This is a genomic window from Pseudomonas sp. BF-R-01, assembly GCF_019946615.1.
GTDB lineage: Bacteria > Pseudomonadota > Gammaproteobacteria > Pseudomonadales > Pseudomonadaceae > Aquipseudomonas > Aquipseudomonas migulae.
Window position 1 is genome coordinate 44949 of the sequence record NZ_JAGYFX010000021.1, and the last position, 23109, is coordinate 68057.

At 54.6% G+C, this 23109-nt stretch carries 17 protein-coding genes and 1 pseudogene; 14 read left to right on the plus strand and 4 right to left on the minus strand.

All coding sequences use genetic code 11. The features are described 5' to 3' along the window. Window positions 1-4: 4 nt before the first annotated feature. Window positions 5-199, minus strand: coding sequence for a hypothetical protein (locus KGB27_RS10845; protein WP_223554407.1), 195 nt, complete (start codon window positions 197-199; stop codon window positions 5-7). Here KGB27_RS10845 and KGB27_RS10850 point away from each other — a divergent pair. The 10 genes and pseudogenes from KGB27_RS10850 to KGB27_RS10895 all read left to right on the plus strand — a co-directional run. Continuing rightward, window positions 198-521 (plus strand): hypothetical protein, encoded by a 324-nt coding sequence (locus tag KGB27_RS10850; protein ID WP_223554409.1) that lies wholly within the window; start codon window positions 198-200, stop codon window positions 519-521. The genes KGB27_RS10845 and KGB27_RS10850 overlap by 2 nt on opposite strands. A gap of 366 nt (window positions 522-887) precedes the next feature. Beyond that, complete coding sequence (locus KGB27_RS10855) at window positions 888-1367, plus strand: hypothetical protein (protein ID WP_223554412.1); 480 nt, start codon at window positions 888-890, stop codon at window positions 1365-1367. 48 nt (window positions 1368-1415) lie between these two features. Beyond that, on the plus strand, window positions 1416-2261 hold the full coding sequence (locus KGB27_RS10860; protein ID WP_223554415.1) for a hypothetical protein: 846 nt from the start codon (window positions 1416-1418) through the stop codon (window positions 2259-2261). Between the two features lie 30 nt (window positions 2262-2291). Next, on the plus strand, window positions 2292-2825 hold the full coding sequence (locus KGB27_RS10865; protein WP_223554418.1) for a hypothetical protein: 534 nt from the start codon (window positions 2292-2294) through the stop codon (window positions 2823-2825). A 75-nt stretch (window positions 2826-2900) separates the two neighbouring features. Then, window positions 2901-3254, plus strand: coding sequence for a hypothetical protein (locus KGB27_RS10870; protein WP_223554421.1), 354 nt, complete (start codon window positions 2901-2903; stop codon window positions 3252-3254). A 106-nt stretch (window positions 3255-3360) separates the two neighbouring features. Next, window positions 3361-3951: a hypothetical protein gene (locus KGB27_RS10875; protein WP_223554423.1), complete on the plus strand. Its 591-nt coding sequence runs from the start codon at window positions 3361-3363 to the stop codon at window positions 3949-3951. A 198-nt stretch (window positions 3952-4149) separates the two neighbouring features. Next, entirely contained in the window at window positions 4150-5634 is a 1485-nt protein-coding gene (locus KGB27_RS10880; RefSeq protein ID WP_223554426.1) for a hypothetical protein, read from the plus strand. Between the two features lie 52 nt (window positions 5635-5686). Next, a complete protein-coding gene (locus KGB27_RS10885) occupies window positions 5687-6100 on the plus strand; it encodes a hypothetical protein (RefSeq protein WP_223554428.1) in 414 nt (137 codons plus the stop codon). Window positions 6101-7238: 1138 nt separating this feature from the next. After that, window positions 7239-9173 (plus strand): hypothetical protein, encoded by a 1935-nt coding sequence (locus KGB27_RS10890; protein WP_223554430.1) that lies wholly within the window; start codon window positions 7239-7241, stop codon window positions 9171-9173. 17 nt (window positions 9174-9190) lie between these two features. After that, window positions 9191-9295 (plus strand): annotated as a pseudogene (locus KGB27_RS10895) (integrase); the annotation flags it as partial. Window positions 9296-9608: 313 nt separating this feature from the next. On the opposite strand, the gene KGB27_RS10900 reads toward KGB27_RS10895, so the two are convergent. Continuing rightward, complete coding sequence (locus tag KGB27_RS10900) at window positions 9609-12350, minus strand: AAA family ATPase (protein WP_223554432.1); 2742 nt, start codon at window positions 12348-12350, stop codon at window positions 9609-9611. Between the two features lie 271 nt (window positions 12351-12621). Next, the gene (locus tag KGB27_RS10905) at window positions 12622-14046 is read right to left on the minus strand and encodes a site-specific integrase (protein ID WP_223554433.1); all 1425 of its coding nucleotides are present in this window, start codon (window positions 14044-14046) and stop codon (window positions 12622-12624) included. A gap of 347 nt (window positions 14047-14393) precedes the next feature. On the opposite strand from KGB27_RS10905, the gene KGB27_RS10910 reads away from it, so the two are divergent. Beyond that, window positions 14394-14933, plus strand: a complete 540-nt coding sequence (locus KGB27_RS10910; RefSeq protein WP_008038449.1) for a hypothetical protein — start codon at window positions 14394-14396, stop codon at window positions 14931-14933. Window positions 14934-14940: 7 nt separating this feature from the next. On the opposite strand, the gene KGB27_RS10915 is transcribed toward KGB27_RS10910, so the two are convergent. Continuing rightward, window positions 14941-19074, minus strand: a complete 4134-nt coding sequence (locus KGB27_RS10915) for a CheR family methyltransferase (protein ID WP_223554435.1) — start codon at window positions 19072-19074, stop codon at window positions 14941-14943. A gap of 243 nt (window positions 19075-19317) precedes the next feature. Here KGB27_RS10915 and KGB27_RS10920 point away from each other — a divergent pair, with 243 nt between their 5' ends. The 3 genes from KGB27_RS10920 (at window position 19318) to KGB27_RS10930 (ending at window position 23092) form a co-directional block, all read left to right on the plus strand. After that, entirely contained in the window at window positions 19318-20922 is a 1605-nt protein-coding gene (locus tag KGB27_RS10920; RefSeq protein WP_008033066.1) for a tetratricopeptide repeat-containing response regulator, read from the plus strand. Beyond that, window positions 20919-21611, plus strand: a complete 693-nt coding sequence (locus KGB27_RS10925) for a sensor histidine kinase (RefSeq protein WP_223554437.1) — start codon at window positions 20919-20921, stop codon at window positions 21609-21611. The genes KGB27_RS10920 and KGB27_RS10925 overlap by 4 nt, the downstream gene beginning before the upstream one ends. Window positions 21612-21850: 239 nt before the next feature. Continuing rightward, window positions 21851-23092, plus strand: coding sequence for a glutamine synthetase family protein (locus KGB27_RS10930; protein ID WP_223481545.1), 1242 nt, complete (start codon window positions 21851-21853; stop codon window positions 23090-23092). Window positions 23093-23109 lie beyond the last annotated feature (17 nt).

Genomic DNA, 23109 nt, shown 5'->3' on the forward strand with positions numbered 1-23109 from the left:
GCAATCACGGAGTTGTTAGCTTCGCCCCCCTAAGTTGAGTAATGAATGGGATTGATGGGCTGATCTGCAAAAACAGGGCTTCGGGACGCTTTAAAATCGTCATGGAAACTTTCCAGAAATGCCAAGCCCAGCCATCGAGTTGGGCAGCGTCAGTAGAAGAGGCGCGTTTTTCGCGTCCGCGAAAAAGATAGGGAATCATGACTAATCAACCGAAAGCTCGTAACGAAACGCTGGAGGCATGCCGCCTGCTAGTCAGACACAAGTTTTTCTGGGTCGTGATTGGCTGTTTGTTCATTTGTATTTGGGTTTTTATCTGGTATTCGCTTGCCAAGGCAATAGTGGTAGCGCTTGCCTTCTACCCCCTTCTAACGGCCGTCTGGTACTACACAACAACCGACATTGTGCATGGCCCAAGCTTCAAACAGATGAGTCGAACGGCACAGCTCAACACTATTTTCCGCATTCTGGGGCTTTGCATGTCGGCCGCAGCATTTTCGTACGCTTTGCCAAAGCTGTTCTAATTCTGCCTCTCAAAGTGAGAACACGGTCGTTTAGGAAATTCCTACCCAGCTAGGCTCTTTACCTTTGATCGATCTGGAGGGAGGGCGTGGTGGTCTTGGCGGTTCGGGCGGCAGTGGCTGGAAGGGAAATGGAGAAGATGGGAACCCGGGCAATTTCGGTGGAAGTGGCAAATGCGAAATCTATGACCTTTAGGGGCTCTGACCTGGTCGCTCATCAAGTGAGTCTGCTGCTTATGGTCGTCGTCCAAGAAAATCAACTGGTCTCGGAATTGTTCCAGTAACAGCCAGGCCCAGCCGTCAAACCGCTGGGCCGAGTCAGTAGAAGGTCGCCAATTTTCGCGTCCGTGAAATCTAGGGAAGAATGCTATGTCAACTTATTTGCTGGTCATCACTCCAGATCGCATCGCAGCTGGTAATCATTCGAAAGTTTTCCTGGAGCTCATCGGCTGCAATCTTAACCTCGAGCCCGCTGTTTGGAATGGCGCAATCAGCGGTAGCGACGGTTCTACAGGAGCATTGTGGGTCACCCTGCTCCAAATGCAGGATGAAGCTATTGACTACGGTTCCGAACTTACAGTGGTTTGGTCCCCAAATCCTTTGGACGAAACAGTTGACCCCCAGCGTCGCTTGTACGCTGAACACCGGGCCGAAATTGTCAAAATCATTGATGACCTTGCTATTGACCTAGGTACTCAACGCCCCCCAGAAGCTGTGTATTTTAGCGGCAGTGTTTGCTGGGTACTGGAAAACGCAAATACTTCCGTTCTTGCTGGAGACCTTGCCAGTGGGTATCGAGCGCAGTTCAAGCTTATCAAGGGTGCCAAGACCGAAAACAGTCGCGCCTAATTTACACAAGGCCTAAGGAAGCACTGGCCATTCCACAGGAGCTAAGAAGTGAAGTCCGTCGACGTTGTGAGTAAGGCTTGGACAGATACGTATGAAGAAATTGCCGCGAAGGCCGAGCTGGTCCGAGTCGTGCTGGAGCAGCGTAACGTCAAGCTGCGGGCAGGCAGCGCACTGTCACAGCTGCTGAGCCAGGCCGACAAGCTGAGTCTGGCATGGGCTGAGCAAGTGAGGCCTGATAATCGAGTGGTGTGGGAAACGGCGTTCGTGAATAGGCTTGCTGATGCGGTCATCAATCTGCCAGATGAGCCGGGTATTCAAGAAGCGCTCAAGCGAATGGCCGGCAGTGTCATGCAGCCTGATGATCGCAGCACATCCCAAGGGAAGGACGCCCTATGGGAGTTGGTGTTGCTGTCCGACCTGAAGAACAACGGTCTCGCGGTCACGGCTGCCGAACCAGATATCCTGGTGGACTTCGGCATGGGTAACTACCCGATTGCATGCAAGAAGATTTGGTCAGAGAGCGGGGTTGCGAAGCGCGTCAGCCATGCTGCAAAACAGCTTGCCCCGTTCAATAATGGCGGGGTCATCGCCCTTAATCTTGACGATTTGGTCCCAGTCGGGAAAGTCGTAAGCGTTCCTACTAAAGCCTATGTGAAGGACGTTCTGACCAAGTTCAACTTGGACTTCGTTGAGCGTCACCGGGACGAGCTTCAGAATGCTGTCAAGGACGGCAAGTGCGACGGATTCATCATCTCGACGACCGCCTTCGCTGTGCTGTGGGAAGAGGAGACGCCGGCGTATCTCGCTTCGCAGACTTCACTATGGCACCTACAGGAGTCATCGCTTGATGCTTGCGAGCGATTCCTGGCGTTTGGTCACACTCAAGGCAATTAACCAGGCTGCAGCAGCTAATGGAAAATCTCTATGAGTGCGCTGAGTAGCTTTAAGGGCCAGATCCATCTGATGCGGCAGATTCACGAAGCCAGCTACTACATCGGCAAAGCAGAACAGCTTGGCCATCCTCATCTCTGGCATTCATACATCCCGATCCTAGAGTTCTTAGGGCACTTCAAAAGCGCCCTCAACTCGTATGCGAAATGCTTTGTGAGTGCTGGGAAAGGTCGGAATAGGCTTGAAGCTTCCTCGGTTTTTAAATCTGAGGAGGCGTACCTGGAACAACACGAAAAAATCATGGATTTGCGCCATACCTACGTTGCGCACAATGACGAAAACGAGTTTGAGTCGGTGACAGTTCGTGAGGAGGAAATGCCAGGAGAGCTTGTGCTTCACCTGCAGTACGAAATCACTTTTCCTTTTGATCGTCTTTACGAGCTACGGGAGTTGATCCGGCTCGTTGAGCTTCATATTGTTGACCGTCAAAAGGGGCACCTAGCTGCGATCGAGCGCGAGGTAGGGAAGCCTGTACGAGTTCTCGAAGGAAATAGTGAAGCGGGTTAGCGTCTCGCTGATACATACGGGAAAATCGATGCCAGCACTGAAACGAAAACCAACCGTCAAATTTTAGGACGTAACATGAAAAGAGCCTTTGCAGTTGTTGCACTTATTACAGCTGGTATTGCACATGCCGATGCGCCTCCAGGCTTGCCTGAAACAGCAACAGAAATGACTCATCGGGATAATTGCTTTCAGTCACTACGGGGTCATGCAGATCTTGCTGCTGCTAAGCGTGGCGAGAGGATTATAAAGATGGTCGCGGGTGCCGGTGGCGAGGATAAAAACGGCGACTTTGTGTGTTCAGCCAAATTTGAGCTGGTGACCGATAAAGGCGAGGGTATGCGTACTCCTTGGCTCTCATACACTTTGTTTTTAAATGGCGAGCAAAGTGATTCAGAAAAGAGCATTCAAAACGCCATCAAGGGTCTTTGATTCCGCTCGAAAGGGCAGCCTCAACACATGACGTCGGTGGGATGCCTTCCGGTTGACGCTCGAGCGTTTCGAGTGCTGTTGATCCTATTTTCCATAAGGGAACCGCATGCGTTCAGTTGTTGGTTGTAGTGTGGTGCTGGCTTTGGCCACGCTCGCTGGTTGCACTAGCTGGGAGGGCGCCGACAAAGGGCCTGTTGTCGTCGACTATTACGCTGGAACGACCGATCTTTCTGGCTATCCCAGTATGGGGATTGGGGCAGGCAATGTGCTTTACGGCAATGCCGGCGCCGCAGACGGTTATCGATATCAGCCTCTTGAAGTACGGCAATGCGATGCGCAGAAATCCGCTTGTGCGTTGGGCATTGTGAACCTCGTCAGTCAGATCCAAATACTTTCGGTCGGCGATACAGTCGCGAAGCTTCGGGTCGACCTTAATTACCAGGTTGGTGCTGAGGGGCGCCGGGAGTGGCCAGGGAACACCTATGTTAAAAAGCTTTCCGAGCCTGAGATCATCAACGATAAGGGCACGGTTTCGCGAACTGCAGAGCTTCCCTATGGCGAAGTTCGGCACATTGAACTGCCTTATGGGATGAGCTTTACACTATGTGTCTCTCCTCCGGGTGTATCGAACATGAATACCAGGCCATGCGCAGGGCAGCTCAAAGTGAAGGATACAACCGGCGTTCCGGTTTTTTAACTGACGAAAACAGTCCCGACATGTCGGGGCTGAGCCAGTAGATGGACGCGCATTTTCGCGTCCGCGAAATCGAGGGAACGAAGGCATGGGTAAGTAGCCGACCCAACGGATGCTCTGATCTGTCTGCAAAGCGAGGTGCGCTGAGATATACCCACGCATCAACCTTCTAGTTAATGATCTAAATAGCAAGGAGTGATAATGCAACAGGTCAACCAGGAACGAATAAAGCAAGAAATTGGGGCTGGGTTTAAGCCGCTGGCTCTAGACGTTGGGTTATCAGCTCTTCCATATGATGAGCTAGGCGATCGTGATTTTGAGAATTTAATTTATTGTCTTGTGAATTCGGAGATAAAGCTAAGCGAGTATGGAGCTTTTGATAATGTCATGTTAATGCAGGGCGTCGGCGAGAGAGGACGAGACTGCGTTTTGTACACATCTCAAAAAGTTTCAGGAACAATTCAATGTAAAAAAATGAAGGCTAGGCTTTCTCGTCCAGCGCTAATCAAAGAACTCGTTAAGTTTCTGTTGTTCACTGTTATTGATAAAGATTTGATGCCAGGTGACGCCTGCTTTGAATATCACTGTTACGCATCTGGCGGTTTCAGCGAGCCAGCTCTTAAGTTGGCTTCATCATTTACAAGCGAAATAGAAATTGAGATATCTGACGGGCGCCTAGCTGAATATTTAAAGCAAGTATCCGACGATTTTGAATCTTTCAGTGATTTTAGAAATGCTCCTCCATTCGACTTAATCAATCAAGCCCTTCGAAAGATTGTTTTCAAAACATTCGACGGGACATCTATCAATGCAAGGCTGGCCCAAAAGAGCAGCGTGCTTTCTTCTTTTTTTCAAGTCCATTTAGTAGTCGAACATGAGGCTGTAAAAAGCTATTTTAGACAGGAGTTCGAAAGCGCTGGGTTAAATTTTCTAACTGATGAAAATTTGAAATCCCTCCACTCTCGCCTTATGTCCACAACAAAAGACTCTAGGGTGGCACTCGGCTCTGTTGATCTTTATGGCTACAATATGGAATTTCTTAAGTACCTAAAGAATGATGGTTTCTCTGAGCTCATCAAAAAAACAACTGATCTGCGAACCTTTTTAGATACCGGTCTGACTAAATATCTGGCGGACAAAATAGGCCGAATGGTGTACAGCGAAATTACCGTTCCGTTTGTATTTGAAGAGGTAGTTCTTCCTTTCACCACAAGCGTGGTAATGCAATACTTACTGCGCCTAGCTCTACCGAAAATATCTGAAGGAGCAATCCCCGAGAAAGCATTTCTCAAGATGTATCCGACAGCTAAAAATAGTCCTGAGGAGGTTTTAAAAATAGTCGCAGAAGATAGTCTCTTGAGCCAAAGAATGGTAGCGAGAGGCGACTACAGTCGCTTTCCTGAACCAGATCCTGATCGAGAGAAGCGTCTATGGTTATTCGAGTCTTTGAGGGCAGGTTGCAGTGTGGAAGACCTTGAGGCGAGGTTTTGGAAGGACATGGAGAAAATTAGGCGAGTAGTCAGCTCAATTTCTTCAGAAATTGCGGAAGAATTTAGCGGAACAAGAACTGTAATAATCAAAGATTCAGCTTTCCTGTCTGATCCGGTTGAAATGAAGCGGGTTATTGAGAGCATGAAAATATTGAATGAAATTCCAGGCTCAGAGTCCTCTACGGCAAAATCGTAACGATCAAATTGATCTTCAAAAAAGATGGAATTATTCTGTGATAGGAACGCTAATGAGTAACGACCCACAACACATTGAGCTATTGCGAATGGTCGACAATCTGTTAGCAGCGGTGGAGTCGTTAAATGGCTGTCTCGAAGATCATGAGGCTGCAATCGTGGATGGCGGTTTAGCCGCCGCCCGCGCAGTACTGCGCACTTCATCGAATGAAGCTCGCGCCGTAATCGAGCGTCAACGCGCTGGCAGTGAAGTCCGCGAGTCGACGAAGCAAAGTAAACCTTCACAAGCGGAGATGCTACAAACCGCAATTGAAGCCCTCGACTGGCAGGCCGTTAAGCAAAGTGCAAGTGGTGATACTGAAGGAGCGATTCAGTCAGCCGAGAATGCAAGATTGCTGCGCCAGGAGGCTGGCGAGAGAAGCGTTATTGATCGCAGAAATGCCATGAAATTGGTTAGCACCGACTAGTTAAGGAGAGGTTCTATGGGGCTTGAGACATGCCTTCGTCAGCTCGCCGACGCAGGTGTAGGTTTCACGGTGAAACATATCAGCCCAAGCGGTGAAGTGGGACGGCTGAAATTGAGGCTGCGGACGTAGTGCGTTACTGCGAAGATCCCGACGCATTTTGGGGGGCTCGCTATGGAGTGACCCCGCGCCAGTACCGGCTTTGGCATGACAGCAAATATGCGGTCGCTTGCTCCGGTTATACCGTTCTTGACGAACCCTGTAAGGCGATTGTGACAGGTGGATCGCTCGTAGATACACCTTGCAAATGGGTAGCCCTGCAAGGTCACTATTGTCATGTTCATGAGAATGGGCGTTAGTGATTCTCGACCTGCCTCCTTTTCTTCGTGCAACAAAGGCACCATCGCATGAGCGTAGGTGCCGGGGATCTCGCGGAAAAGAGCTGGTGCGCGAACTGATTGCGTGTGCCTACGCAGAGGCCGGACTGTGTTCGTTAGGCTGTGAAATTGCACTCCGCTAGACACCTGTTTGTATTCGAGCAGACCAGTAATTTGAGTTCGATCTGACCACCGAATGCATCGGATTGATCAGCACGCTTCGTAGCCATGACCGGCAGGGAACTGCCCATAGTTGCTGGTGGTGACAGGCAGAAATTGACCCAGAGTGTGTAAAAACGCTTCGTCACAATTGAAGTTTGCGCGTCTATGCGAAATCTGAAAATTATCGGCTGCTCGGCCGATCTGGATTTTGCGTAGAAACGCGATTTTCAGTCCAACACTGGGCTCCAATCGCGCTGAAAAACGTTTTTACACAGCCTGGGCCGGTTGCAGCCCTTCAGGGAAGGCAGTAATCGGGCGTGAAAGGGAGGCTCCAGTTTGGGCCGCCCATGCTCAGCCATGCGGCCCTATCAGCGATACGAACGCCGTAGAATTTTCCGCAATACTTTGCAGCGACTCTTCTGGAGCAATCGCATCGAAACAGTCAGGTGACCCGGAGATAATAGGTGCGCTTGAGCGAACCATGAGCGTTCATCCAGCTCCGAAAGCATTTGTTCGAGTTGATTATTGCTATATCGCACGCGTCTTGGGGTAGCCTAAAGCTCTGGTAAGTTCGGCGCTAAATTTTAGGGATATAGATTTTCATGAAGAAACCTCGCTGGTACCTGCCTCTCAGTGAAAACCTCAGCGCTGCGCTTTCAATCGGGACTGCTCCAGATGTGGTTCGTCTGTCTCGCTATGAGGTAGCGGCGATTCTCTACGTGCTCCAACTGCCCAAGCTGCCCGTGCGCTCGCCTCTGGAGATGGAGCGGGTGTTTGCAAATCTGCTGACTCATCACTCCGATAAGCTGAGATCGGCTTTGGCCGGGGCCTACAGCCAGGTTGATTTTGAAGCGGGACTTCTCCAAGCATCTGCAGTCGAGATCGGTCTGATGGACAAAGAATCGGTTGCTCGCCGTCAGTACATTCATCCCGAGGGCACCTGGAATTTCGATTATGCGAAGCAGCACACGGCTTCATTAGGTGCCATCAAACATGAGCATGTTCGCCTCAGTGGTTTGGTCGTAAAGCTAAGCGATCACCAGCTTCGGTTGGTTCAGAACATTAGGGCAAACATGGAGGATTCCATCGATGCCCAAGCTCACGCGGGCACTGGGAAATCCTTTGTGCTGAATGAGATATTGGCTCTTATGCCAGAGCGTAGAATCCTGTTCCTCGCCGATGTGGAACCGAAGCTCAAACCCATACGGGCTCGATTTTCCGAGGATCAGGTTTGGGCGGTAACATTCAGGTGGATTGCTACGAGACTTCTGGCGGGTGGGAACAGGGCTCTTGAGACAAGGTTGGACGCGATTTCGAGATTGCCACTCTCGTATTCAGCGCTCGCAGAAAAGGCAGGCATCAACCCCATCGGTAATCGTAATGCTGCCCGTGTGGCGGCTCTTTGCTGGTCGGTAATCGCCAAATTTTGCTTTTCAAACGATGCCCGGATCACCATCAGTCATATACCTTCCGACCAGGTCCGCTGGCTCTCGACTTCGGAACAAGAAATAGTAGCGGCCGCGGCCGGAAAGCTTTGGTTCAAGATGACAAGCTTTGAGGAAGAGGCGGATCCCCTTCCGGTCCGTGGCTACCACCGCGTGAAACAACTGGCTTTGTCGAGGCTTCATTTACCTGAATCTATTGATACGGTAATTGTCGACGAAGGCCATGACTTGAGCGGGCCAATGGTCGATATCCTCGACAGGTCACCTCAAACTGTAATTACTTTGGGGGACCAGTTCCAAAATCTGCAAGGACGATACATGCCCCATAACGCGAGGATTCGCCATCGCGAAATGGCTATTTCGTTACGAGCAGGCCCAGCATTGGTCGATTACATCAACCCACTTTTAGCTGAGTTCCCAGACGTAAGCGCGTTACCGTTTGTAGCTGATAAGGCGAAAGACACGGTGGTGGCTGAATACCGAGCGGACTCATTCCCTCCTGAACCCTCAGTAATTCTGGTGGCCGATGAATGGGGTATTTTCGACTGGTTAATTCGCAATCGCGATTTGAGCCAAGGTGCTGCGGTCATTGACTGGACCAATCAGTTCGAACCATTCCTAGAGGGGTGTCTTGATTTTTATATGCATGACAAGCGTCCGAGCCACGGGGCGATTGCTCGTTTCCGAAGCTGGGAACAATTGCATGCGGAAATGAGGTGGAACGACGCCTTTCTCAGGGTTGAGCAATGGCTTGAAGTTGTGGGTACCAAATTTGGTGTTTCCGGGCTTTACCAATGCGCAAAATTGGCTGAGCTCGCTGATGGAAAACCGTCACGTCCGTTGTTGGCCACAGTATTTACAGTGAAAAACTACGAGTTTCCGAGAATGGCAGTTTCTGAGGACCTGTACTACTTTGCTGACCTGCGAAGTAAAACCGAGCTGTCAAAAAAGCTGGCATTGCTGTACACCGCGATCACAAGATCGTCTGGGAAAATCTACTTTCCGGATACGCATCAGGAGCGAATTGCGACGATTTTGAGCGCTCAAAGCTTGAGAGCAAAGCCACTAAGCCTTCTTCACCTGAATGTCTAAGTAATTGCTAAGGCATTGGAGTTCATACGATGCGTCGGACCAAGACTTCATTGATCTATCGGAGAACGAAAAACACCAGAACAGTACAGATCCTTCTCGGTCACACCGAGTTGGAAAGCACTGAATCGCCCATGGTTTCGTGGACATACCCTACTGACTGCTTATGGCCGTTCTCTGCCGATCATGCCCACGAATCGTGCTGGTCAAATCCGATGCAAATGACTGGTCAGGTCGAATGCAAATGGGTGGGCAAGTCCGTGCATCTGCCGATGCAAGGTCGTTTACGTGCACATCGCAGCAAAACTGCTCCATGATCATTGCAATAGTGGGCAAGCCCCAGATAAATGTGATTCTCGACCCTATAGACGCACTGAAAGGTACAGTTATAGGGCCCTTATCAGCAAAATCTGGTGGCTGATCCAAAACGTTGAGTAATTATGGGGCAGGTCGTTCGTTTCTCTGATTGGCTAAAGCCGGTCCGGTAACGATTGCAGCAGCGAGCGCCGCTTGTGCGACTGCGGCCAAATCTCTAGACATCGTGCGGAACTGTAGCTGATTCATCATTTCAAGGTTTTCCACAATAGTGCGGACAAGGTTCGGATCGTAATCATCACGATCTGCCTCTTCATGGACCCCTTTGTTCAGATACATCCATACGTTGGATGGCGCCGGTACTCCGATGACAGCACTCAGGCACTGTACGACGGCGGGTTTGTCTGGGTGCACAAATGTTCGTGCGTCCTCGAGTCGCCTCTTCAACGCTTCACAGAGATTTCTCAGCCCAGGTTCCGCTCCGCGCCCAGCTAACGGCACAGTGATCTGTCCGAGTTCGTTCTTGCCCAGCCACTTCCATATCTTCTCCGTAATCATCTCCAGGGCCTGCCTGGAGGCGCCGAGAGCATTTCGCCAGTCACCCATGTCTAGGGCTGCACGAGCCTGAGCTAAATAGTTCAAGGTGTACTCGTTGCCTCTTACCCGCGGTCGATGGTCTCCGATATGGGGCATGAAGTAGTAGGCAGTCCATTGGCCTGCAGCGAGGTGGTTCTGTAAGTCCTTGATGAATTCACTGCTATGACATGTGACGATAATTTGAGTTGTCGCAAAGCGATCGCTCTGGAAGATCGCCTCTCTGATGCCTTCACGGTGCTCTGTATCAATCGCGTTGATCGCATCGTCAAAGATAATCGTCGGCGCTTGAATATGCAGGGCTTTGGCAAGAAGGATTGCGACACCCAGGCAACGAACGTGACCCTCGCTGAGGACATGCAGCGCATCGACCCTTGTTTCTGGTGCGGCACAAAAAGCGAGCTCGATGCGGTCATCCTCACTGGTGGGGAGGTGGAGTGCAGCTAGCTTGTCTCCCTCGTGATCACGTCTATTGAATTCGTTGTAGATCTCTAATGCTGCAGTGTTGAGTCCCGCTATGAGAGTACCGGGTAGCTCGGCCCTGAACTGCCGTAATAGCCTCAAGAATTCGTCGTATGCCGCTTTAATACTTTGGCCAAGCACTATTTGCACAGCTTCTTGCCGCACCGCCTCGATGAGTAAGGCGTTCGCTTCTTCGAAATTGGCGATGGTCTGCCTAGCTGCAGCGACTTGCCGGGCTACTTCGGCACGCCGGGTCTGGAAGCCGGTCACAGCTTGTGACGCTTGAACCAGGCGAGCGCGTTCTTGTGCCATTTGCGTGCGAGCGGCCAGTGCTTGGTTTGTCTGGATGTCGATCCGTTCGCATTCGCCTGCAAAGTTGACGATTTTCTGCGCCATCGAAGGCGTACCGTCCAGGCTTACATAGCTCGATCGCCACCAGTGCACCGTATGATCAACGCCAGGGAAAGCGAGATAACAGATTCTTTCATCGGGATTGCTGACGTCGGCACCGAGCCGCTGAGCGAAATGTGTCAGCAGAGTTTCAAGGCCGCGGGATGCGTCTTCCCATGTGCGTCGAATGTTGTTTTTTTCGGTCTGCAGATTGGCGAGATCCTGAAGCTGGGCGAGACCTTCTCGCGCCTGCGCGTAGGGATCGCGCGTAACGCGATACTCACCATCGATTGGCGTGCCGCAGGCGGGACAGTTATCAGGTGTTAAGGCTTGTAATCCCAGGACCGCGTTATACAGGCTTTGGAATGAGGTCTCACCAGTCTTCGCGGCAAGTCTTCTGTCCACATCCTCGAGTCGTTGCTGTTCCAGATCCGCGCTACGGTAAGCCTCAACAAACGCATTGCTGCTGACGCCATAAAGACCGGGTGATTGCCCATCCAGTTGTGCGTTGAGTTGATGCAGGCGGCCTGGTGCTGCGTCACTGCCAGTAAGGGCAAGTAGCTGCTGATACGATAGACCGAGGGTGAATGCCTCGGCATAGGCCGCCTCATCTTGTGCGATCGCCTGGATTGCCAGGATTTCGCCATTTATTGTCTCATGATCGCGCTGCAGCGCTGCGCGTTGCGTATCCAGTTCCTGCTGCCGGACTGCAACCAGACCGAGCTGTGAGTCCATCGACTCGTTGAAGTTACCGACGAAGTCATGGAACTGCTGCATGCCGAACAGAGAAGCAATCAGGTCCTTCTTTTCGCCCGCCGTCTTAGCGGCGATGCGCGAAAAATTATCGATGCGATTCTTCTCGACGAAGCAGAATCGATACGCCTCTGAGTTCGCCTGCACGGCTGACACTTGACCTTCAGCGTCACGCGAAGCGAGGGCTGGTGGGGCATACCTATTTTCATGAAGGTTTGCGAAATAGCGCTGAGGTGGAATGCGCTTAGCTGAAGCTTCATCCACTGAACCCAAAAGGGCCAATTCTAACGCCTCGCAAAGGCTTGTTTTGCCACTGCCATTGGGCCCATAAAACATGGTGATTCGCTGAGGGAAATGGAAGGTCTCGGGCACTCGAAAGCCCCGGAAAGGGCCCACGGTAAGACTGTCCAATGAACTCCATGCCCACTCGCCAGCAGTGCCCGTACCCGCGACGGCTGTTGGGCGCGAGCTTGTCTGGAGTAAAGACTCTCTCGCGAACGCAGACAATACCGCCGATCGACGGCTCTGAGTGCGCGAACTTGCAGCCACGACGTCGAAGTGCTGATCTACTAGATTCGCAAGTCGCCGAGTGTTTTCAGAGGCCCCGCGGTCCGGTGTGTGAAGCCAAGCAAGAAATTGCTGGTAGTCATGCCGAGCCGAACTCATATCGTCTACCTCCTGTAAACGTACAGTGGTTAATTCGCAATCGCTGAAAACACTCCATTCAATCTTCTGCGCCAGATCAGCAGGGCAACAGAGGTGGATGTACTGCGCACGCAGTGCACACTCGTACCGACAACCGTATGGAGGGAGAAGCGATTAAATTTTCGCCATCCTATCCTAAAAAGATGGTGGGTATCAGTTAAGCCATCGTCCCCTTCTGGCCGCTCTCTGTCGGTCTTCACTACTGCGCCTGTTGGTCAGTCGAATCACGGCGTCAGCTTTTTGTGATCTCCTGAGGCCGCTTTCGGCTGAGCAAAATAACCTTGCCTTGATCCCACTCTTTCTCCGCATACAAACAGTCTAGGTATCTACCCCATAACTCCAGAGCAGCCTTTTTCTCTGGTAGATAGCTGTATCGATCGTAGTGAATCGATTGCACATCGTTGCGTCCGTGAGATAACAGCCAGCTACGGATTTCCTTTGTAATTCCAAGTGCAGCCATCAGCGTTTCAGCACTTACCCGGACGTTCGCGTAACTGAAATATCGCGTTTTACCGGAGCCACTCAAAGCTTTTCCAGCATCACTGAATCGCTTGCCCGCTGTATCCGGACGAATACAGCGCCGGCCAATACAAAACGGGCCAGGCCCAATCTTGCTCTCAAACAAAGGCGTCAGGATTTGTTTAATCCTGGTGGTCAGGGGTAGCAGGTGATCCCATGCTTGAGTCTTTTGCCCTTTTCCGTCGGTAAGGTGCATAAGGTCATCGGACGTATCCTCCCAGGTCACACGGAGCAGTTGCTCCATTCGTTGGCCGCCCAGGTAGATTAAACCTTTGCAGATCGCCGTCTCACGGGGAGGTAGGGTATCTAAGTAACGTAAAAGCTCACCAAGCTCTTCTGGCGTCAGGGATTCGGTCTGACCGCCGCGTGTATTCGCAAGGGTCGGGACCTTGGTAGCCGGATTGACGCCAATATCAAAGATCTTCGACTCGCTAACATCGCGATCCAAGGAAAGGTGTGCCTTGCCACCGTAGCTGAACGCAGCTTTTAGATAGCGATGGACACTGGCTGCCGTCGATCGCATATCCGTGTTGGCAGTTTTCGCTTTGTTTCCAATGCCCCGGCCTTTCGGCTTGCGGGCGAGCAGGGCGCTCATTACTAAATGAATGTCTTCGCCGGTGATGGACTTTGCCGGACGGATCATCAGACCAGGGTGATGCTCAATCACATGCGTCTGAAATAGACGCTCGACTTCTTTTGCCTTGACCTTGCCGCGAGCGGTCAGATCTTTGACATATGCATTTAGTAGTTCTTCGAAGCTACCTTGTCGGGTCGCAAGCTGCTGCGCGAGCACTACGGCCTGTCGTTGTGTTTTCTCTGCGGCGGCTTTGGCCGCCAAGTACACCTTAACGTCGCCGTGCTCGGAAGCAATCAATGCCATCTCTGCCGCTTTGTCGCGTAGCTCAGACAGCGTCAGTCCCGGCGCTCTGGCGCTCAAGCGATACTGGCCCAGAGAGATCATCGTGTCCTTTGCGTTGAGCCGATAGCGGAAATAGGCGCTGATCGCACCACTTTGGCTGCGCTTGAACAAAAGGCTACCTCGGGAACGGCCAGGCAAGCTTTCCGTCAACTTGGATGTTGGCGGCATGCCCTTGAGCTTTTGATCGTTCACGCTTTTGTCAGCAGTGTTGGTGGCCAATTCTAGTCCCCACTTCGGTCCCCACTTCTCGTGATGCAGAACGCTACAAGGAGAAACCTCAAGACACAAGTAGAATAGATAGGCCCTTTGAAAACAGATGTTTACGGTGTTCCGGGAAGCGAACAGAAGCAAGCTGACTCACCAAAGCATATGCCTCCTAAGGGGAAGGTTGGCAGTTCGAACCTGCCCTGGGACACCATCAATTTCCAGCCCTGTGGCTGTCAAAAAAGCCCCGCCAGGATCTCGCATCCGGCGGGGCTTTTTCGTGTGCGATCACCTGACGACCAACATTTGATAGACGCGCATTGCTGTGCCTTACTCCAAAGACCACACAGGGAGCGAAATCGATGCGACGCAGGGGCGCCCAATTCTGGTTGTGGACCAACACGCGATTGCCTCTGCACACCCACGAAGAAGTGCTGGGCAGTGGCGTGCAAATCGAGGTGCATGCGCGGATCAGTGTTGAAGGGGTTACCCAGATTTTTGTAGGTGTCTACGGCGCTGATGGCTGGCCGATTTGCGAGGAGCATCATGACCTCAAGGCTGGTGAGCATTACTGCGCCGCATTGAAGTGGGGTACCCAGCGGGCGAGGGAGATTGTGGCGGACACTCAGGAGTTTGTCGCACCGCACCGGGTGCAATTGACGTTGAGTCCGGTGATTACCGATGAGTCGGTCGTCGCGTTGCGCCGGATGGAGATGACCGAGCGTGAACGCTTGAAGCTCAGGTCTGCTGATGCCTGGTCAGAGTACCTGGACGCCAAGGAGGCCATGCTCGTCTTGATGCGTTCCACCAAGGTTGACCCTATGGTCTGGGCCGATCACAAGGAGCGGCTCAGGCAGGCGATCGATCGGCGCGCCTGCGTGCAGCGCGACTATCTGAACTGAGCGCGCTTCAGCGCTGGTTGCGCAGCGTCTCGATGGTCTGGATCAGGTCATCGTAGGACACCGGTTTGCCAACATGCTGGTCAAAGCCCGACTGTCGCGATTTCTGAATGTCGCTGTGAGCCCCGTAGCCGGTCAGGGCGATGGCCGGTACATCCTTCGCGAGAGGCAACTCACGCAGTGCGCTCATCAACTCGTGGCCATTCATGACCGGCATGCCGAGGTCGGAAATGATCAGGTCGAATCGGGTGCTTTTTGCCGCGTCCAGCGCCGCCACCGGGCGGTCAAAGGCAATCACTTGCGCATCTTCCATCTCCAGCAGCATTTTCAGGGTTTCCAGCACGTCCGCGGAATCGTCCACCAACAGAATCGTCAGTCCGCTCAGTCTGCCGCAGGCCTCTTCGGTCTGGGCAGCGGCTTGCGCTTCGCCAGCGGTTTTGGCCAATGGCAGGTAGACGGTGAACGTGCAGCCTGTGCCTACACCGGCAGAACTCACCTCGACTGCACCGCGTTGCGCCTCAGTCAACTGACGGACCAGTGACAAACCAATCCCGAGCCCTTCACGGTTATGGGTGGCATGTTGTTTTTCAGCCTGGCCGAACAGGTCGAACACGTGATCGAGGTTTTCCGGGGCAATGCCGACGCCATTGTCTTTGATGTCGAGCCGCGCCATGTCCCCGGCCTGGCTGGCGATCATTTGCACACGCCCCTTGGTCGGGGTGAATTTCAGTGCATTGTTCACCAGGTTCCAGATGATTTGTTCCAGCCGTGTCGGGTCGGCCTGGACCATCAATGCATCGGACGGCACCAGCAGTTCGACGGTGACGTCATGCTGGTCATTGAGCACGACAGTGTGGACATCGCGCAGCACACTGGCGAGGTCGACGGCGACCGTTTGCAGCTTGAGCTTGCCGGTGCGGACCCGGGCCACATCCAGCAGATCGTCGATGATCCGCGCCTGGCTGGTGACCGCGTCGCAGATGGTGTTCACCGCCCTGGCCGCCGGTGCCAGCGACTTGGTCACCGGCAAGCGCCGCAGCAATTCTGCGTTGAGCTGGATCAGGTTCAGCGGATGCTTGAGCTCGTGGGACATGACCGCAAAGAACTCGTCCTTGAGGTTGTTGGTGTTACGAGTCTCGGCCAGTTCCTGGCTCTGTTCTTCGTGCTGGCGTTTATGGCCGGTCAGGTCACGGGCAATTTTCACGTAGCCCTGCAGGTTATCGCCGCTGAGCAGAGTCACTTCGCCGCTGCAAAAGAAGCGGCTGCCATCCTTGCGCAAATGCCAGCGTTCATCGTCGCTGCGGCCGTGGTTGCGCACCGTCAGCAGCTCGTTTTCCGGCACGCCCGCCGCGCGGTCCTCGGCAGAGAAAATGAAGTCATAGTAGGCGCCTTCGGCCTCGGCCTTGCTGTAGCCGAAGATCAACTCCGCGCCTTTGTTCCAAGTGGTGATCACCCCTTGTTCATCGAGCGTGATGATCGCGTAGTCGCGGGTGCTTTCAGCGACCAGGCGCATGCGCTCCTCGCCCAGGCGCAGCTCTTCTTCGGCCGCCCGGCGCTTGGTGATGTCGATGAAGGTCAGCACGGTGCCGTCGATGTGGTCTTCGCTGGAGCGGTAGGGCAGCAGGCGGGCGATGTACCAGCGATTGTCGGTGCTGCTGACTTCACGCTCGATCATGTTCAGCGATTCGAACACCAGCGCTGCGTCGCCGGCCAGGTTGTCGTAATGCAGGCGATGGGTGATGTCGAGCAGGGAGCGCCCGGTGTCCACCGGCAGCATGCTGAAAATGTCGGTGGCGCGCGGGGTGAACCACTTGATGCGCATGCTGCGGTCGACAAACACCGTGGCGATGTCGGTGGAGGCGATCAGGTTGGTCAGGTAGTCGTTGATCTTGTCGGTTTCTTCGACCTTGGTTTTCAGCTCGAAATTGACCGTCAGCAACTCTTCGTTGATGGATTGCAGCTCTTCTTTACTGGTCTCCAGCTCTTCGGTGGCCGAGCGCAGTTCTTCGTTGATCGCCTGCATTTCTTCGTTGGAGGCCTGGAGCTCTTCGCTGGAGACTTCCGATTGTTCGATGGTGTCCTGCAAATGCAGCTTGGTGCGTTGCAGTTCGCGTTCGAGGTTGGACAGCACCTGGTTCTCGTTCTGCAGCACGGTGGTCGCCGCCAGTTCTGAAGGATCGACTTCGACCTCCTCGAAAATCACCAGCACGTACTCGCTGTCCGAGCCTTCATCCTTGTAGGGATGAGCGACCAGATCGATCAGATAACGCCGCTCATCACGCTTGATCGACACCTCGCGGGATTTGACTGACAGGCTGCTCTGCTGAACCTGGAACAACGTGGTGCGCAGTTCCAGGCGCAGCTCTGGAAGGATCAACGTCAGTAAATTGCGCGACATCTCACCACCGACGTGCCGCAGGAAACGCCCGGCACTTTCACTCATGTGCAGAATGTCGGCGTTGGCGTCGACGATCACGCTCGGTGGCGCCGACTGTTCGAGGGCGCGTTGATGGATATCGGCGAAAGAGGTTTTGCGCTGTACACCGCTGTGCGTCGGCTGCTGGGAAATGTTGGTCCGCACGTAGCCTCCACGCGGCATGGTCGGCGTGCGACGGCTGTTGGCCGTACCGGTTTTGGCGCGGAAGATCCGGTTGCGTTTGTCCACCGGGGCGAACAGTTCGTGGCACGCGTCCGCGCTCTCGGAGGAGCCGAGAAACAGGAACCCGCCGGGGCGCAGGGCAAAGTGGAACATTTGCAGGATTTCGCGCTGCACTTCGCGATCGAGATAGATCAGCAGGTTGCGGCACACGATCAGGTCGATCTGCGAGAACGGCGGATCGGACAGCAGGCTGTGTTTGGCGAACAGGACTTTTTCGCGGATTTCCTTGCGAATCCGGTAATGGTCATCTTCCTTGAGGAAGTAATGTCGCAGTCGCGTGGGCGGCACGTCGGTCACGATGGCTTGCGGGTACAGCCCGGCCCGGCCGACGCTGATGGCGCGCTCGTCAATGTCAGTGGCAAACAGTTGCAGCGATGCCGCACTGGCGTCCAGTTGCAGTTGATCGCTGAGCAACATCGCCAGGCTGTAGGCTTCTTCGCCGGTGGAACAACCCGCAGACCAGACGCGAATTTCTTCTTTCTCGGGCTGCGCCGACACGGCGGCACTGACCAGTTGCGGCACGACATCGCGCTCCAGCGCTTCGAAGGCCTCGCGATCGCGGAAGAAGTTGGTCACGCCGATCAGCATGTCGCCGAGCAGGGCCTTGGTTTCTTCGGGATTGTTTTGCAGGTAATGGAAATAGGACGCCAGATCCGGTTGAGACGTGACCTGCATCCGCCGTTCGATCCGGCGCAACACGGTGGCGCGTTTGTAGTGTTTGAAATCATGGCCGGTGCCGGTACGCAGCTGGATCAGGATGTCGTGCAGCATTTGTTCCGCCACCAGCGCTTCGCGTTCGGAGATGGCGACAATGGTCTGCGGTTCGGGGTCGTTGGCGATGGGCAAGCTGATTTCCTGAGAGTTACGCCACAGCTCCAGCAGTTTTTGCGGCATTTCAACGACCGGCAGAACCAGGTCAACCATGCGGGTATCGATGGCGGCGCGGGGCATGCCGTCGAACTCGGCGTCTTCCGGTGCCTGCGCCAGCGTGACGCCGCCCTGTTCCTTGATGCGCGAAAGACCGACGGCACCGTCGGAGCCAGTGCCCGACAGCACCAGGCAGAACGCTCGTTCCCGATGGACATCGGCCAGGTCGCGGAAGAACAGATCGATCGAGGCGTGCCGGGATTCCCGGGTATCGCTGGTACTGACCTCAAGAAAACCATCGTTCATCGACAGGCGTTGCGCCGGTGAAATGACGTACACATGGTTTTTCTCGATGGACACCCTTTCAGTGACTTGCAGAACCGGCATCGCGGTCGATTCCTGGACGATCCTGTCGGCAATGCTCTGGTGATCGGGGGAGAGGTGAAGAATGATCACGAACGCCATGCCGTTGTCCTGCGGCATGTTTTCGAAGAACAGCTTGATGGCTTGCAGCCCACCTGCCGACGCGCCAATTCCCACCACCGGAAAATCCAGGGTACTGGGGATCAGGGTCTTTCGCTCATTGGAATTCGCTGAGCGATTGGGAGTGGTGGTCATAACTTTTGCCTGTGCCGACGACGGGAGCGTCTGGGTCTGAAAGAGGGGTAGCAGACGCGTTGCAATAAATCAGGATAATCCCGTTTTTCAATAACGCCTTCAAATATTTAGCCCGCATTCGCGGCCCTTTTAAATTTGGACTCCAGCGGCGCAAATGCATTCCAATTCTTCAAGTGAATGGCCCTGCTGGCCGATAACCCGGACAGTCATGATCTTCTTCTTAAAATTGCCTGGAAATCTTCGATGCTGTCGTATCACCAAAAGCGTTTTTTGATCGTCGATGATTTCTCGGATTTCCGCAGTTCCGTCAGGTCCATGCTGCGTGAGCTGGGCGTCAAGGACGTGGACACCGCCGACACCGGCGAGCAGGCGCTGCGCATGTGTTCGCAGAAGTCCTACGATTTCATCCTCCAGGATTTCCACCTCGGCGATGGCAAGAAGAACGGTCAGCAGGTTCTCGAAGACCTGATGGTCGAGAAGCTGATCAGCCATGAAGCCGTGTTCGTCATGGTCACCGCCGAGACCAGCCAGGCGATGGTGCTCAGCGCCCTGGAGCACGAGCCCGATGCTTACCTGACCAAACCCTTCAACCGTTCCGGCCTGGCCCAGCGCCTGGAGCGTCTGGAGCAGCGCAAGACCTTGCTCAAGCCGATCCTGCAGGCGCTCGATCGCGGTAAACCGGTTGAAGTGCTCAATGCCTGCATCGCCTTGTGCAAGCAGGACATCCGCTACTCGCCGCTGTGTTTGCGCTACCGCGCCGATGCCTTGCGCGACTTGAACCAGAACGAAGCGCTGGAGCGACTCTACGACAGCATCATTGCCGACCGGCCTTTGCCATGGGCGTTTGCCGGGCTGGGCCAGTTGCTGTTCAAGCGGGGTCAGGTCAGCCAGGCCAAGGGCATCTACGAAAAAGCGTTGAAAGTGTTTCCGATGATGCCGGCGCTCTATGACGGCATGGCCGATGTGCTGGTCGCCGAGGGCGACACCAAGGCTGCGCAACAGGTGTTGGAGGAGGCGATTCGTTTGTCGCCGCTGGCCGTACGCCGGCAAGCGCTGCTGGGTAAGCTGGCGATGACCAACGAAGATTTCGATACCGCGTCCAAAGCTTACCGTCAGGCCGTCAGCCAAGGTGCCCAGTCACGTTTCAAGGACGCCGAAAGCAACCTCGGCCTCGCCCATGCGTTGATCAGCAAGGGCAGCGAAAAGGGCCTGGACACCCGGACCCGGCTGGAAATCAACACCACGCTGAGTGCCGTGGCCAAGGAAAACCCTTCCGACCCGGGCCTGCAGATTCGTGCGCGGTTGATGAAGGCCACCAGCCTGTTGCTCAACGACGCCGAAACCGCAGAAAAGCTCACCGAGCAGGCGATGTTGCGACTCGATGGCATGGAGCAATTCATGAGTGCCGAAGCGGCGCTGCTGGTGGCCAAGCAGCTGCAAATGCTTGGGCAGGCTGACGCCGGCAAGTCGATGCTGAAAAATTGCGCAGAAATCTACGGCGACGATCCGACAGTGATGCAGGGCATCGCCAAGCTGACCGACGACCCAAGCATCCTCAACTCCGGCAACGATGCGGCGGAACTCAACCGTCAAGGCGTGCGGGTGTACAAGACCGGCAACCTGGTGGAGGCGCGGGCGGTGTTCCGCAAAGCCCTGGCGTTGCAACCGAAGAACATCAGTATTGCGTTGAACATGGCGCAATCGCTGCTGCATGGCACCGACACCAGCGCGCCATCGGCGGAACTTGAAGAATGTCGTGCCTGCCTGAAAACGGTCGGCCTGATGCCCGACACCGATGCGCGATATGCGCGTTATCAGAAACTGAAAATCAAGGCGTTCAGCGGATGAACCAAGACAACCCGGCACTGGATTTCTCCACGGTGATTGCTTCCACCGTGCACGACATGAAGAACTCTCTGGCGATGCTAATGCAGGCACACAGCCAATGGCTGGCGCGCTTGCCCGACCCGGAGCGGCACACCCCGGAGCAGGGTGTGATCGAGTTTGAGTTCGCCCACCTCAACGGCATGCTGGTGCAGTTGCTGGGGCTGTACAAACTTGGCGTCAACCAGATGCCATTGCAGCCGGCTTACCACGAACTGGATGACTTCATCGAAGCGCAACTGGCCTGCCATCAGGACGTGTTCGCCAGTCGCGGCATCATGGCGACCTATGAAGTGGACCCGCTGAGCCCGTTGGGTTTTTTCGACCGTGAGCTGATTGCGTCGGTGCTGGCCAACAGCATCAACAACGCCATCCGTTACGCCCGTCACGCATTGTTGATCACGGTGAGCGACGAGGCCGGGCAACTGGTGTTGACCATCAACGACGATGGCGAGGGTTATCCGGCCGAGATGATCGAGCGTCAGGCCGATTACGTGCAGGGCATCAACCACAGCAGCGGCAGCACCGGCCTGGGCCTGTATTTCGCCGGACGGATTGCCGCGTTGCATCAGCGCAACGGGATCGGTGGGCGCACTGAAATCAGCAATGGCGGCCCGTTGGGCGGTGGAGTGTTCAGCCTCCATCTCCCCTGAAAACACCGCATCCCCCTGTAGGAGCGAGCGTGATCCGTGAGGGTGTATTTGCAAGTCGCTGCTTGATATTCCGAACACGCGGAGCCTATTTTGTACGGTCGCCGTTCGCGGCTTGCACAACTACAAAGGATTGCGTCATGACAACCGGTGGCCAGCGCTCACTCGCGCAGCGATTGACGGGCATTGATGAGATTGAATGTGTTACGCCGGATTTGAACGGCGTGCCCCGTGGCAAGGTCATGACGGCCGAAGGCTTTCACGAGGGGCGGCGTTTGCAGATGGCGCGGGGTGTGCTGCTGCAATGCATCATGGGCGGATATCCGCCAGCGCGTTTTTACGGCAGCGATGACGGCGACCTGGCGCTGGTGCCCGACCCTGCGCAGATCCACCGCTTGCCCTGGAGCAAACAGCCGCGTGCCTTGGCCATTTGCGATGCGGACGAACTGACCGGTGAAAGCTCCCCTCTGTCGACTCGTGGTCAACTCAAAGCAGTTATCGCTCGTTACGCGGCCCTTGGGCTGGCGCCGGTGGTGGCCACCGAGCTTGAGTTTTTCGTCTTCGCGCCCAACACCGACCCGACGCAACCGTTCCAGCCGCCGGTAGGCCTGGACGGGCGGCGCGAGGACGGTCATTCGGCGTTCAGTGTCAGTTCCAATAACGGCTTGCGGCCGTTTTTCAGTGAAGTCTATGAGTGCATGGCGGCCCTCGGTTTGCCGCGCGATACGTTCATGCACGAGATGGGCGTCAGTCAGTTCGAGATCAACCTGCTGCACGGCGATCCCTTGTTGCTGGCCGACCAGACATTGCTGTTCAAGCATTTGCTTAAAGAAGTGGCACTCAAGCATGGGCTGACGGTGGTCTGCATGGCCAAGCCACTGGCGCACACGCCGGGCAGTTCGATGCATATTCACCAGAGCGTCGTGGAGATCGCCACCGGGCGTAACGTCTTCAGCGACGAGGCTGGCGAGCCGACGGCGACCTTCCGTCACTTCATCGGTGGCCAGCAGGCCGGCATGGCGGATTTCACGGCATTATTTGCACCGAACGTGAACTCCTATCAGCGCTTGTGCCATCCGTTCGCATCACCGAATAATGCCTGCTGGTCCCACGACAATCGGGCGGCCGGTTTGCGCATCCCGGCCAGCTCGCCGGTGGCGCGTCGGGTGGAAAATCGCCTGCCGGGGGCTGATGCCAACCCGTATCTGGCGATTGCAGCGAGCCTGGCGGCAGGGTTGTATGGCATTGAAAACAGGTTGGAGCCGAGTGAAGCGATCCAGGGCGAATTCGAGGTGCCGGATAATCTTTCGTTGCCGTGTACCTTGCATGCCGCGCTCGAGCGTCTGAAACGTAGCCAATTGGCGAAGGAACTGTTCGGCAAGGAGTTCATCGAAGGCTACGTCGCTTCGAAGACCATGGAGTTGACCAGCTTCTTTGATGAAATTACGCCCTGGGAGCGCCGTGTTTTAGCCGCCCAGGCCTGACGAACCTTCGTCTTCGG

Excerpts from the sequence above, each read along its gene's own strand:
- KGB27_RS10915 (WP_223554435.1), bottom strand. The coding sequence starts at position 19,074 with ATGACCACCACTCCCAATCGCTCAGCGAATTCCAATGAGCGAAAGACC.
- KGB27_RS10885 (WP_223554428.1), top strand. The coding sequence starts at position 5,687 with ATGAGTAACGACCCACAACACATTGAGCTATTGCGAATGGTCGACAAT.
- KGB27_RS10850 (WP_223554409.1), top strand. The coding sequence starts at position 198 with ATGACTAATCAACCGAAAGCTCGTAACGAAACGCTGGAGGCATGCCGC.
- KGB27_RS10925 (WP_223554437.1), top strand. The coding sequence starts at position 20,919 with ATGAACCAAGACAACCCGGCACTGGATTTCTCCACGGTGATTGCTTCC.
- KGB27_RS10910 (WP_008038449.1), top strand. The coding sequence starts at position 14,394 with ATGCGACGCAGGGGCGCCCAATTCTGGTTGTGGACCAACACGCGATTG.
- KGB27_RS10865 (WP_223554418.1), top strand. The coding sequence starts at position 2,292 with ATGAGTGCGCTGAGTAGCTTTAAGGGCCAGATCCATCTGATGCGGCAG.
- KGB27_RS10845 (WP_223554407.1), bottom strand. The coding sequence starts at position 199 with ATGATTCCCTATCTTTTTCGCGGACGCGAAAAACGCGCCTCTTCTACT.
- KGB27_RS10855 (WP_223554412.1), top strand. The coding sequence starts at position 888 with ATGTCAACTTATTTGCTGGTCATCACTCCAGATCGCATCGCAGCTGGT.
- KGB27_RS10930 (WP_223481545.1), top strand. The coding sequence starts at position 21,851 with ATGACGGCCGAAGGCTTTCACGAGGGGCGGCGTTTGCAGATGGCGCGG.
- KGB27_RS10900 (WP_223554432.1), bottom strand. The coding sequence starts at position 12,350 with ATGAGTTCGGCTCGGCATGACTACCAGCAATTTCTTGCTTGGCTTCAC.
- KGB27_RS10880 (WP_223554426.1), top strand. The coding sequence starts at position 4,150 with ATGCAACAGGTCAACCAGGAACGAATAAAGCAAGAAATTGGGGCTGGG.
- KGB27_RS10870 (WP_223554421.1), top strand. The coding sequence starts at position 2,901 with ATGAAAAGAGCCTTTGCAGTTGTTGCACTTATTACAGCTGGTATTGCA.
- KGB27_RS10920 (WP_008033066.1), top strand. The coding sequence starts at position 19,318 with ATGCTGTCGTATCACCAAAAGCGTTTTTTGATCGTCGATGATTTCTCG.
- KGB27_RS10875 (WP_223554423.1), top strand. The coding sequence starts at position 3,361 with ATGCGTTCAGTTGTTGGTTGTAGTGTGGTGCTGGCTTTGGCCACGCTC.
- KGB27_RS10890 (WP_223554430.1), top strand. The coding sequence starts at position 7,239 with ATGAAGAAACCTCGCTGGTACCTGCCTCTCAGTGAAAACCTCAGCGCT.